Source organism: Dactylosporangium sp. NPDC051485 (genome assembly GCF_040682015.1).
Taxonomy (GTDB): Bacteria; Actinomycetota; Actinomycetes; order Mycobacteriales; family Micromonosporaceae; genus Dactylosporangium.
The window spans coordinates 15,960-27,915 of the sequence record NZ_JBFAZW010000072.1; the positions used below are offsets into that span (position 1 = coordinate 15,960).

Consider the following 11,956-nt stretch of genomic DNA (forward strand, 5'->3'; position numbering starts at 1 on the left):
GTGTTGTTCAGAAGGGAGGGGCATAGGGGTTTGTCACTCGAAGGCAACCCATGCCATGAACTCCGCTCGGTCGATCAGATTGCCACAGCCCGCACGGGACCGAAAGCCACGCGTCGGATTCGCGTCGACTCGTCCCGTTGGGGGCGGTCGATGAGGTCTTTTCCGTGACCCGCTGTTGTGGCCCCTGTCCGAGCCGACTCCGAGGCGCATGTACTGGGCTCCGACGTCCTGCGGACGGCCACACCGGGTCCTTTGCACCGCGCCGAGGCGAACTTTCGTCGCCGCTACCGGGACGTTCGCCCCCTTGACGACATAGGAACGGCCTGCCAAGCTCCCAGTCAAGCGTTATGACAGCGCTGTCAAAGTAAGGAGCATCATGCAGAGGTGGTCTGGGTCCACCTCTGCAGTCCGTGCCACTTCGCGATGCCCACAACGGACTTGTCCGGGGCGGTCGACGAGCAGCTCGTGCTCGACCGTGGCTGAGTGAACGACCTGGGCGGCAGCGCTCGCAGGCCTCGTCAGCCTGGTGCCGCAGCCAGGAAACAACGACACCGGGCCAAGGCGTCGCCCTCGTCCAGGGATGCCCCGCACCTCGGCCGGGGCGACGCAAACGAACCGAGCTCATACCCCGGCTCGGCTTCACAGATCAGGAGACCGGCAACAATGAAGTTAGTCAGTCCAGGGATAGGCAAACGCATTCCGCGTGTTGCCATCCCGAGCATCGTGGCGCTCGTCGCCACCTCGGGACTCGTGGCGGTGCCGTCGGCGATGGCGGCCGAACCCCTCGTCGCCAACCCCGCGCAGTACGTCCACACGCTCGCCGGCACGCAGGGTGCCACCAACTCGTTCCCGGGACCGGCCATGCCCTTCGGCATGGTGCAGTTCTCGCCGGACACGGCCAGCTCCGGCAACGTTCAGAGCACCACCGGGCCCACCGGCGCCGGCTACAAGTACAACCAGAACCACATCATCGGGTTCGGCATGACGCACGCCTCGCAGGGCTGCGGCATGGGCGGCGACTTCCCGATCCTTCCCACCAGCTACAACGACCTCACGGCCACTAGCAACACCGCGGCGCCGTGGGCCCAGAAGATCTCGCTGAACCGCACCGAGTTCCCCGAGACCGGGGAGCCGGGCTACTACAAGGCGACTGCCCGCGACACCTCGACGATGAACGGGACGGCTGCCGCCGGCCGGTTGATCACCACCGAGCTGAGCGCCTCCACCCGCGCCGGTATCGCTCAGTTCACCTTCCCGGCCGACACCCCGGCACCGAAGGTGTTCCTCCGGACCAACCAGACCGCCTGGTCGACGTCCTCGTACAACTCGGAGATGACGATCGACCCGGCGACCGGGCTGGTCACGGCTCGGGCCCTGGTCGGTAACTTCTGCCGCAAGGGCGAGCAGCACAACATCTACTACGCGCTGCGTTTCGAGCAGCCCTGGGCCGGCTTCGGCACCTGGGTCAACGGGCAGGCCGCTCAGGCCGGGCGTACGTACGTCTCCACCAGCGCGAACACCCAGACCGGTGGCTACTTCACCTTCCCGGACGGGACGCAGGTCATCCGCGCCCGCATGGCGATCTCGTACACCTCGGCGCAGAACGCCGTGCTCAACCTGAACACCGAGATGCCGCAGACGCGGACGTTCGACGATGTCCGGACGGCCAACCGTTCGGCGTGGAACACCGAGCTGAGCAAGGTCCAGGTCTCCGCGCCGCTTGAGGGCCAGTCGGACGACACCCTGCGTACCTTCTACACCCAGCTCTACCACTCGATCACCCACCCGGCGACCCACAGTGACGTCAACGGCGAGTACCTCGGGTTCGAGTCGACGCCGAAGATCCACAACGTCTCGGAGAGCCCCGGGGCGAACGGGCGGACCCGGCGCCAGTACACGATGATCTCGGACTGGGACACCTATCGTGCGCTGACCCCCTTCCAGGCGGCCCTCTGGCCGGAGGTCGCCTCCGACCAGGCCCAGTCCCTGGTCAACGCGGCCGAGCAGATGGGTTCCTTCCCCAGGTGGATGGTGGCCAACGCCTCGACCAACCAGATGAACGGGGACAGCGTCGCACCCCTGCTGGCGTTCACGTGGCACTACGGTGCGCGCGACTGGAATGTCGACCGTGCGATCGACATCATGCTCGAGAACACGATCGGCAGTAAGGCCGGCAAGTTCACCGGCGGCACCAACACCGGCGCCGGTGGCACCAACGGCATGACGAACACCCGCTGGCCCATCATCGAGCGGCCCGGCGCCGACTACTACAACGAGTACGGCTACGCCCCGCAGCTGCGGCCCTTCCAGGCGGACCACATGGTCACGGGCGCGTCCTACACGCTGGAGTACGCGATCGCCGACTTCTCCGTCGCCGAGCTCGCCCAGGCCCGGGGCCGCAGCGCCACCGCCAAGCAGTTCTACGAGCGGGCCCAGTGGTGGCAGAACCTGTGGAACCCGACGGCGGACGGCATCCAGCCGCGCGACGTCAACGGCCGTTACCCCGAGTCCGACCCGCGCCTGCAGTACCCGGCCTCGTTCGGTTACCGCGGTAACGCCTACGACCTCGGCCAGCAGGGCTTCGAGGAGGGCAACGCCGAGCAGTACCTGTGGATGGTGCCCCACAACCTCGCCGGCCTGATCACCGCCATGGGCGGTAAGGAGGCCGCGACCGAGCGGCTCGACAAGTTCCTGTCGACCGGCCTGGTGCGCGGCGCCAGCGCCAACGTGCCCTACATGAACCTCGACAACGAGCCGAACTTCGGCGTGCCGTGGGTCTACAACTACCTGGGCCGCCCGGACAAGACGGCCGAGACGGTCGACAAGATCACCGGGACCCTGTTCGGCTACAAGCCGGCGGGCTCCGAGCCCGGCAACGACGACCTCGGTGCCCTCGCCAACCTGTACGTCTGGGCGGCGCTGGGTATGTACCCCGAGACCTCTGGTTCGTCGGCCGTGAACTTCAACACGCCGATTTTCGACAAGTCGATCATCAAGCTCGGCAACGGCCGGACGCTGACGATCAACGCCCCCGGCGCCCAGTCGGGCAACCGGTACATCAACAACGTCAAGATCAACGGTGCGTCGTCGACCAAGTCCTGGTTCGACTGGAAGACCGTGGCCAAGGACACCACGATCGACTTCACCGTCGGTTCCACGCCCAACGCGTGGGGCACCGGTAACTCCGACCTTCCGCCGTCGTGGCAGGCCGGATCGAAGCCCGTCTCGCTCAACGTCAGCACCGTCGGCTCGCCGACGTTCGGTGCCGTCGAGCTCCAGCCCGGCGCGACAGGCAACGCCAAGGTCGATATCCAGCGCATCGGCTCGAACGCCCAGGCGCTTCACGTCGCCGTCACCACCTCGAACCCGGGCATCGTCGCCGCCTCGGTTCCTACCCAGCACTTCGACGCCAACGGCCGAGTCAGTGTGCCGCTGTCGTTCACGGTCGCTCCCCACGTGCCCTCGGGCTACTACCAGGCGACCGTGACCGTCACCTCGAACGGATCGTCGGCCTCTGAGAAGGCCATTCTCCGGGTCGTCAAGCCGGGGACGCTCGAGGCCAGCAAGACCGTCACGGGCACCGCCCTCTACGACGCCCTCAAGGGCTCGTTCGACGGCCAGAGCGGCATCACGTGGTCCGGTAGCAACGGCACCAGCATGGGCAACAACACCACCACCAACACGTACGACCGCAAGGAGCTCGCCGCCGTGGGTCTCGCCCCCGGCGCGGTCAAGCACTTCACCGCCAGTGGCGTGCCTCTGTCCGTCGTGTGGCCCAACGCGCCCGTCGGGTACGCCGAGGCCTACCAGCCGGCCGCGAACCAGACCATCCAGCTCGAGCGTCCCACCTCGACGTTCTCGCTCGTTGGCGCGGCCTACACCGGCAACACGAGCGTCCAGGCGACGCTGCAGATCACGGACGGCACCAATGTCGCCGAGGCCACCTACCCCGTGGCCTTCTCGAACTGGGTCCTGCCGTCGACGACCGGCGACGTTCGCAACGGGACGCTGCAGCCGCAGTACGACAACAGCGTCGTCGCGTGGATGCCGCACCGCCTCGCCGTCGAGACGGCCAACGACGCGGGCGCGTACGTCTTCGCAACCAAGCCGTACGTCGCTCCCGCGGGCTGGAAGGTCACCTCGATCACGTTCCCGACGGCCGCCACCGGCCAGCGGATCTTCGCGGTCGCCGGCGACGCCCCGGCCGTGCAGCTGGCGGCCAGCGAGGCCAACTCCGGTGACGTGGTCGCGGTGACCGGGTCCGGCTTCGTCGCCGGCGAGCCGGTGACCGTCTCGCTCGACAAGGTCAGCGTCGTGCTCGTGGCGAACGCGTCCGGCGCCATCTCCGGCAACATCTCGGTGCACCGGTCGCTGAAGTCGGGGACCTACCAGGTGTCGGCTTCGGTGCCTTCGCTGCCGGACGGGTCTGTTCAGGCCCCGGCTCTCATCGTGCGCAAGTAGGCAAAGGCGTACGACAACCAGAAGGGACGGACGTGTGGTCAGGTGCCTGGTGATCCGAAGGGTCTCCGGAAACTGATCGGATAGCCGCCCCGGCGGGGTGGTTCGTCCTACGGGACGGGCCACCCCGAAACCAAGCAAGGGCATGCCGAGGCCAAAGCCGAACGCGGCCGAAGAAGACATGCAGGGCCCGGTGGAGTATGCATCCACCGGGCCCTCGCCGTGCCGCCGCTCATGATCCGCCGGTACCGCAGGGCCCTTACGGCAGCAGCAGCCACCGTCCCCGTTGTCCGCCGTCGGCGACCTTGTCGTACGCGGTCGCGGCCTGAACCAGCGGGACCCGGCCGGCCACCCGAAGTTCCAGGACCCCGGAAGCAGCCAGCGCGAGCAACCCGGCGAGTTGAGCACCGTCGGGTTCGACGCTCAGGATGTGGGTCTCGATCCCCCGCTCGGCCGTCGCGGGCGACGCCGAGGCCACGCCGACGAACGTGCCGCCGTCACGGATCGCGCCGAGGGCCCCGGCGTGCAGGACTGCGCCGTCGACGACGGCATCGAACGACGGTCCGGGCAACTGCGTGACAAGCTCACGAGCCCCGGCGCGCAGCACGAAGTCGCGATCGGACTCGCGGGCCAGTCCGGTCACGGTCCAGCCGGCGTGGGCGGCCAGCGCGACGGCGTACCCGCCCACGCCCCCGGCGGCGCCCGTGACCAGTAGGGTGCGCCCGGCTGCGGGACCGAGCCGGTGCACCAGCCGCGCGGCGGTCGAGGCGTTGAGGGGCAGGGAGGCCGTGTCGACCGGATCGAGGCCGGCCGGCAGCAGCGCGGCGGTCGCCGACGGCACGACCATCTCCTCGGCGTGCGCGCGGGCCTGGGCCCGGAAGTCGCCGTGGAGCGCGGCGATCGAATCGCCGACCGAGAAGCCGGTGACCTCCGCACCGGTCCCGGTCACGACGCCGGTGAGGGACATTCCGAGGCCGACCGTGCCGGTCAGCCCGAAAATCTCGCGTGCCTGTGGCGCGGTCGCGAAGAAGACGTCGATGGGGTCGACCGAGGCTGCCGTGACGCGGACCTGCAGGTCGCCGGGGCCCAGCGGGGGCAGCGTCACCTCCTGGATGGTTGGTGCGGACGTGTCGGGCTCGGACACGGCTGCGAGCGTCATGATGCTGGCTCTCCTTCTGATGAGTGGACAGCACAACCATCGGCGACTTACTCTCTTTTGGATAGTAGGCACTCATGAGTGGTGTAGGTACCCAGAGGTAATCCATGGATGTGACCGCTGTTGACGGACCGCCCACGCGGTTCAATGCGTTCGCCGTCTCCTGCCCCAGCCGGCGGCTGCTCGACACGATCGGCGACAAGTGGGTGAGCCTGGTGGTCGTGGCGCTGGGCCTGGGGGGCCGGATGCGCTTTTCGGAGCTCTCCGCGCGGATCGACGGGGTGAGCCAGAAGATGCTGACCCAGACCTTGCGGGGTCTGGAGCGCGACGGGCTGCTGACCCGCACGGTGACTGCGTCCGTGCCGGTTCGCGTCGACTACGAGCTGACGCCGCTGGGCCTGTCCCTGCTGGAGCCGATTCGCCACCTCAAGGAGTGGGCCGAGGAACATATGTCCGAGGTGGACCGGGCGCGTGAGGAGTACGACCGGCCCGGCGACTGACCCGACCTCACCCCGGCTCCCCCAACTCATGCAACTCGCGACACCCGCCCTCGGTGTGTCGCCGCCGGGCCGGCACCCGAGGTACCGTTTGCACCACGAACAGACTCTCGGTGGTCGCGGTGGCGACCCGGCATGCACAGGGGCGAATATGGGACGCGGACGAGCCAAGGCCAAGCAGGCGAGAATCGCCCGGGAGCTGAAGTACTTCAGCCCGCCCACCGACCTCACCGCGCTGCAGGACGAACTGTCCCGCGTGCCCGGCCCGGTCGACCAGGAACCGGGCACAGCCGCCGAAGACACGGGCGAACGCCCCGGCAGCACGGCAGCCTGAGCCCCGCCCGGGTCCATCGTCCCTCGCGCTCAGTATGGGCAGCGAGTCGGCGCCGAGCCCCCGCAGGCGCTCGTCCCGCGGGAACTTCTCTGCCTGACCTTGGGATTCGCGGCCGTTACCTCACCACCTGGCGGCGGGCTGCACAACGTCCGGGCCGCCGGTGTGCGGGGTCGGGACGTAGCCGCTGTGCGGCTCCGGCAGTGCCGCCACACACCCTGCAGAGCATGCATTGACCAGCAGCGGCAGCACGTCGGTGCCGACCCTGCGAGAGATCCAGACCTGGCGCAGCTCGTGGTCGACCGGCCCGCCGCAGACGCTGCAAGACCGCACCGCGTCGGCGCCCCACACGCCTGGATCGAGCGTTGCGAGGTCCACCTCCCCAGCGCCGGTCAGCGGCCGCAGCGCCGGAAACGCCGGCCGGAACTTGAAGTTGCCGTACAGGACGCGTGTGCTCACCGTGCTATTGGCAAGCTTCGCGCATCTGGTCAGCTCGTACGGGTACCAATGCAATCGGTGCGACGTGTAGGGCTCGAACACCTCAAGACTCGTCATGGCCCCGATCTCAGGTGGAATGCGCACCAGGTTCGTGCCGTACAACACCAGATGTTTGACCGCGGTCAGCTTCGCGATCGCTGGCGGCAGAGTGACGATCTGCCGCCGCTCGGGCGCGCTCAGTTCCACGAACGGTTTGAACACCGTCCGCCCGTCCGCCGCCGCCTCATCGATCAGCACCAGCAGATGCCGCCAGCCCGGCGCCGAGGTGTCCTGCCGCTCCCTGTGGAAGGAGACGATCGGCGGCCGCGTCTCGGCTGAGTAACCGACGCACCGGCATCTATCCCGGTCAGGCCCGCTCACCGTAGGTCCGACCGCGTCCGCGAACCGGTTGGGAAACACCCGTGGTGTGATCTCGTCCGCGCCCATCAGAGGAGCATATCGATGGGTACCAGCGTCCCCGTGACGTATCGCCGTCCAGCGACAAACGCCCACAGCGGGCTTGATCAGCGCAAGTAGCGATGTTCGAGGGCGCCGAGCGCCGGTCCACGACATTCCAGCAGGAGTCCCGACCGCCTCCCGGCCCGCGAGGTTGCGCATTGGCAACAAGAAAGACGCTCATCACGGCCGCCCCGAAGCCCCCCGACGGTCAAGAACCAGAACCACACACAGCGGCCCAGTCGGACGAAGTAGACGCCGGTACCACGACCTCATCCCGCTACCAGAGCGGGGCTGCGCGATTCGACGGTGGTGTCGGCGAGGAGGGCAGCGCTACTTCGAGCTGGGCAGACGAACCGTCGGCTCGCGCCGCGCTACTGACAAAAAGCAACCTGATCGCCGCGTCCTTCCGTCCCGCAATGTAGAGACATAGGAAGGGAGGGACGTGCAGCGATCCCAAGAGGCGGCGTACCGCGAGTACGTCACGCTGCGGATGGACGTCCTGCGGCGCACGGCCTATCTGTTGTGCCACGACTGGCACACGGCCGACGATCTGGTTTCGACCACGCTGGCCAAGTTGTACGACAAGTGGCGCCGGGCCCGTCAGGCCGACAACACCGACGCGTACGTGCGGGCGATGCTGGTCAACGCCTGGCTGGACGAGCGCCGGCGCCCGTGGCGGCGCGAGGTCACCGCCGACCAGCTGCCGGAGGTGGCGGACGTCGCCGTGCCCCCGCGCGGTGAACACGGGGACCTGCTGGCCCTGCTCCGTTCGCTGCCGAAACGCCGCCGGGCGGTGCTCGTGCTGCGCTTCTACCTGGACCACTCGGTCGAGGAGACGGCGGAGGTGCTCGGCATCTCGCCCGGCACGGTGAAGAGCCAGACGGCCCGCGCCCTGGACACCCTGCGAGCGGCGCTGCCCGACCCGTCGCAGGTGGGGGGATGACGGCCGTCTGCGCCCGTTGCGACCACCCCGAGCGGGCATCAGAACTGATTTGTACACGAACGCACCGGAGGTGTGATGATGCGCGATGACTTCGACGCGGCGATCGGCGTGGTACCGCCATCGCCGATCGACGTGGACAAGGTGATCGCCCGGGGCCGCCGCCGCGCGGTCGTGCGCCGCCTGGCCACGGTGGGCTCGGGCGGCGCCGCCACGGCCGCCGCGGTCAGCGCCGCCGTGGTGCTCGCCAGCGGCTCGACCGGCGGGAGCGGTGTCGGCGGTCCCCGCGGCAACGGCGCCGGTTCGAACGGCGCGGCGGTGGCCGCCCCGTCTGTCGTCGACAGCCCAGGGCCGCCGTCCGGGGTCGGCGCGAGCGGGACCTCCCAGCCAAAGGGCCCGGTGGCGCGGGACCGGGCGAACTACGTGGAGATGTACCTGGCACAGAAACTCCCGCAGGCGATCACGGCCCACACCCCCGGCGTAGTTATTCCGGCCCACGCGTTCAACCCGAAGTACATGTGGACCGACACGATCGCCAGCGACGGCTACCGCGCCGAGGCGAACCTGCAGCTTCAGGGACGGAGTGGCAGACTCGTGGTCAACCTGGGCACCCGGGGGCCGGCTTTTCACCCGCCGAACGAGTGCTTCGCGCAGGGCGAGACCGGGCCGTGCAACGTACACACCGAGGCCGACGGGACCAAGGTGCTGCAGCGCGTGACCAACGCGAACGGCATCCGCTCCAACTTCGTGATCGTCGACCGCCCCGACGGCCAGTCGATCGTGCTCGCGGCGGATAACCAAGGCGGCCAGGCCGACCCGGTGCTGACCCTCGAGCAGCTCGTCGCGACCGGGCGCGACAGCCGGTTGACCGCCGAACCGCACTCGGCCGTCGCGGGCGGTTGACGCGACGGCCGCCTTACGTGCAGGCACGAGTTGCGCGCGATGGCCGGCGCGCAACTCGTCCCCTCGCATTGATCACTTGATGCGGTCGGTCGCCTCCTGTGCGATCCGGACGAGTTGGTCGAGGGTCAGGGCGGGCGTCTTGTCGTCACCGCCGCTTGTGACGGTCATGACCCGGTTGTCTGCGAGCCCGATCCGGACCTCGAACCTTTTCACATCCTTACTGTTCACCGTGTACGTGACTACCGGCTTGCCGGACGCCGTTTTCGCATCGACGCACGGCGGAGCCGAGGCTGGGTTGTCGCCTCGTAGCCCGTCTGCCTTCTTGTCGGGAACGGCCGCGAGCGTCGCGCAGGTCAGCGGATCGATCGTCATGGACGCGGAGAAGCCGTGCAGCATGACGTTGACGCTGCCCCTCGCTCCGCCGTTCGTGACCTCGGCCGGTCCGATCCATCCCAACGGCGACACGTAGTCGATGACGGTGATGTCGAAGCCCTTCGGGTCCCATTGTGCCGACGGCACCGCCGCCCGTACGGCCGCGTCGAGCGCGGCCTTGAGCGGGCCGGCACTGACCTGCGCCTCCGCACGCGTCGCCGACCGCAGTTGGAGGCGGTTGTCCGGGAGGACCGAGGCGTCGGCCGGTGGCGCGCCCACCAGTGGCGTGCCGGCAGGCCCGGTGCCCGTGGCGAGTACGACCACCGCGAGCCCGGCCGCAATCGCGGTGGTGCCGAGCGCGCTCCACAGCGTGGCGCGCACCCGGCGATCGCGGCGTACGATCGCCCGCGAGTCGATGACCGTGGGCGGCAGCGTGCCGATCACTTCGTCGAACAACTGCTGCATCAACGTTCCTTCCAGTGGGTGGGTCATCGGGGCGTTCCGATGCGGAGCTGATTCAGGGCGCGTGCCGACTGGCTCTTGATGGTTCCGGGGGACACGCCGAGGATCTCGGCGGTCTCCTCGACCGAGTGGTCGAGGTAGAAGCGCAGGATCAGCACTGCGCGCTGGCGTGGCCCGAGCGAGCGGAGCAGGTCGGCCAGCGGCAGCCGGTCGACCACCCGGTCGTCGGGCAGGTACGACCGGGGCGGCGGGTCGGAGTGCGTCTGTTCCAGGTGGCGCCAGCGGCGCCCCCGCTCGGTCAGCCAGCACCGGGTCAGCACCTTCTGGGCGTACGCGTCGACGTTGTCGGCGCTGCGCGCCTTCGACCAGCTCCGGTGCAGTTTGACCAATGCCTGCGAGACGAGGTCGTCGGCGAGGTGCCAGTCGCCGCACAACAGATAGGCGCTTCTTCGCCATCGATCGAGGCGCTCGGCGACGAACGCGTGGAACTCGTCGTCGGATCTGGACAAGCGGACCTCCAACGGCCGGGGGTTTCAGCCGTACGACCGCGCCGCCCCGGCGCGGGGTTGCACGCCGTCACGGATTCCCTGTGTCTCGCGTTCGACCCGGCCAACGCCGCCAATGTCCGGTCGCGCTTGATCGCGTGTGTCCGGACATGCGCTGGTCGCGCTGGTCGAATGTTCGGTGTTGCTTCGTTGGCGGGGTCATCCTCGATTCGCTCAAGGCAACCCTCATAGACTTCGCTGGTGCAGGACGAGGACCGTACGCTGCCGGCCCCGCTGGTTGCAGCACACGCTGAGGGTTTCTCGGCCGACCATGACAGCCACGACTTCGAGCCTTACGACGAGTTCATGTGGTCCGTCGAGACATCTCAGTGGTGGCAGTCCTGGACCGGCAACCCGGCGGCTGTCATTGCACCGTTCCGAGTCTTCGGGCAAGACAGCTCCGGTGGGCTGGCCGCATTCTGGGTACGCGAGCCTGACAAGCCGATCGAGACACAGCCGATCGTGTTCCTCGGCTCCGAGGGCGAACTGCACGTGATCGCTGCGGACCTCGGCGACTACTTGTGGCTACTCGCTAACGGCGTCGGTCCACTGGAGACAGTCGACGGCATCAACCGCATCATCGTTCCCAGTCCCGAGCTGACAGCAATCGCACAGCAATGTACGGGGGACCTGCACCGCATGCTTGCGGAAATCGTTGTCGCCGCCCAATCGCTGCACCAAGCGCTGACCTTGCTGATCGACACAACGGCGCAGTGAACACAGATCGGGACAGGCGTCGCGGACTGACTCTTTGAGGTTCTCGCCTCCAACGCTCCTCGCATGCGATACCCGCACCAGGCATCCGCTCATCAGCGTAAGACGTTCTGAGTCAAGCTCTTGGTCGGTGCGTATTCGCTGCAATGCTCCGCCGGTGGCGCGTTGGGATGGTGTGCGACCTTTCGCAGGCTTCGGCGGAATTGGCAGCCGGCCGGACGTGGCAGATGCAAGAACCGGCTGCGATACGCCGCCGATGAGCGCGGATGGCGGCCGATTGTTCGACGCGTTGCCGCACCGGCGGGCCGGTGTGACGGCGGCGGTGGCGTTGGTGCGCGACGGCCCGCGCGGGCGCGCCCGGACTCTGCCGCGCCGCCCTTGAGGTCCGGCGGCGCGGGATCGGTGTGGTCGGCGGCGACCCGGTCGGCGGGGTGTTCGGCCTGTTCGGGCGGTAGCGTCGGCGGGACCGCCGCAGGGGCCGGGTCGGACGCGGGGGCCGGGTCGGGCCGCCGATCGTCGGCCGCGGTCACCGGCGGGACGCCACCATGGATGCGGCGTAGCTTCGCGGCGTGCCGCTGAGCAAGGCCCCACGCTCGATGCCGCTCATGTTCCCGACGGAACTGCTCCCTTGCCGGACAATAC

General features: G+C 68.6%; 10 protein-coding genes. 6 read left to right on the forward strand and 4 right to left on the reverse strand.

Annotated features, from left to right (window positions below; translation table 11 throughout):
- Positions 1 to 723 precede the first annotated feature (723 nt).
- Positions 724 to 4,461 (forward strand): GH92 family glycosyl hydrolase, encoded by a 3,738-nt coding sequence (locus AB0M46_RS33490; RefSeq protein ID WP_363342669.1) that lies wholly within the window; start codon positions 724 to 726, stop codon positions 4,459 to 4,461.
- A 256-nt stretch (positions 4,462 to 4,717) separates the two neighbouring features.
- Here the strand turns inward: AB0M46_RS33490 and AB0M46_RS33495 are convergent, their stop codons facing one another.
- Positions 4,718 to 5,617, reverse strand: a complete 900-nt coding sequence (locus tag AB0M46_RS33495) for a zinc-binding dehydrogenase (RefSeq protein WP_363342671.1) — start codon at positions 5,615 to 5,617, stop codon at positions 4,718 to 4,720.
- 110 nt (positions 5,618 to 5,727) lie between these two features.
- On the opposite strand from AB0M46_RS33495, the gene AB0M46_RS33500 reads away from it, so the two are divergent.
- Together AB0M46_RS33500 and AB0M46_RS33505 are read left to right on the forward strand one after the other, a co-directional pair.
- Positions 5,728 to 6,114 (forward strand): helix-turn-helix domain-containing protein, encoded by a 387-nt coding sequence (locus AB0M46_RS33500; RefSeq protein ID WP_363342673.1) that lies wholly within the window; start codon positions 5,728 to 5,730, stop codon positions 6,112 to 6,114.
- 148 nt (positions 6,115 to 6,262) lie between these two features.
- Complete coding sequence (locus tag AB0M46_RS33505; RefSeq protein WP_363342675.1) at positions 6,263 to 6,445, forward strand: DUF3073 domain-containing protein; 183 nt, start codon at positions 6,263 to 6,265, stop codon at positions 6,443 to 6,445.
- Between the two features lie 120 nt (positions 6,446 to 6,565).
- Here the strand turns inward: AB0M46_RS33505 and AB0M46_RS33510 are convergent, their stop codons facing one another.
- Positions 6,566 to 7,366 (reverse strand): leucine-rich repeat domain-containing protein, encoded by an 801-nt coding sequence (locus AB0M46_RS33510; protein WP_363342677.1) that lies wholly within the window; start codon positions 7,364 to 7,366, stop codon positions 6,566 to 6,568.
- Between the two features lie 454 nt (positions 7,367 to 7,820).
- On the opposite strand from AB0M46_RS33510, the gene AB0M46_RS33515 reads away from it, so the two are divergent.
- Both AB0M46_RS33515 and AB0M46_RS33520 read left to right on the forward strand, forming a co-directional pair.
- The gene (locus AB0M46_RS33515; RefSeq protein WP_363342679.1) at positions 7,821 to 8,321 is read left to right on the forward strand and encodes a SigE family RNA polymerase sigma factor; all 501 of its coding nucleotides are present in this window, start codon (positions 7,821 to 7,823) and stop codon (positions 8,319 to 8,321) included.
- Between the two features lie 78 nt (positions 8,322 to 8,399).
- On the forward strand, positions 8,400 to 9,221 hold the full coding sequence (locus AB0M46_RS33520) for a hypothetical protein (protein ID WP_363342681.1): 822 nt from the start codon (positions 8,400 to 8,402) through the stop codon (positions 9,219 to 9,221).
- Positions 9,222 to 9,293: 72 nt separating this feature from the next.
- On the opposite strand, the gene AB0M46_RS33525 is transcribed toward AB0M46_RS33520, so the two are convergent.
- A complete protein-coding gene (locus AB0M46_RS33525) occupies positions 9,294 to 10,058 on the reverse strand; it encodes a hypothetical protein (RefSeq protein ID WP_363342683.1) in 765 nt (254 codons plus the stop codon).
- A gap of 23 nt (positions 10,059 to 10,081) precedes the next feature.
- Positions 10,082 to 10,564, reverse strand: coding sequence for a SigE family RNA polymerase sigma factor (locus AB0M46_RS33530; RefSeq protein WP_363342685.1), 483 nt, complete (start codon positions 10,562 to 10,564; stop codon positions 10,082 to 10,084).
- 237 nt (positions 10,565 to 10,801) lie between these two features.
- Here AB0M46_RS33530 and AB0M46_RS33535 point away from each other — a divergent pair, with 237 nt between their 5' ends.
- On the forward strand, positions 10,802 to 11,317 hold the full coding sequence (locus AB0M46_RS33535; protein ID WP_363342687.1) for an SMI1/KNR4 family protein: 516 nt from the start codon (positions 10,802 to 10,804) through the stop codon (positions 11,315 to 11,317).
- Positions 11,318 to 11,956: the final 639 nt, after the last annotated feature.

What these genes read in the sequence shown, in the direction of transcription:
- AB0M46_RS33495 (WP_363342671.1), bottom strand. Translation starts at nt 5,617, where the DNA reads ATGACGCTCGCAGCCGTGTCCGAGCCCGACACGTCCGCACCAACCATC.
- AB0M46_RS33505 (WP_363342675.1), top strand. Translation starts at nt 6,263, where the DNA reads ATGGGACGCGGACGAGCCAAGGCCAAGCAGGCGAGAATCGCCCGGGAG.
- AB0M46_RS33510 (WP_363342677.1), bottom strand. Translation starts at nt 7,366, where the DNA reads ATGGGCGCGGACGAGATCACACCACGGGTGTTTCCCAACCGGTTCGCG.
- AB0M46_RS33520 (WP_363342681.1), top strand. Translation starts at nt 8,400, where the DNA reads ATGCGCGATGACTTCGACGCGGCGATCGGCGTGGTACCGCCATCGCCG.
- AB0M46_RS33525 (WP_363342683.1), bottom strand. Translation starts at nt 10,058, where the DNA reads ATGCAGCAGTTGTTCGACGAAGTGATCGGCACGCTGCCGCCCACGGTC.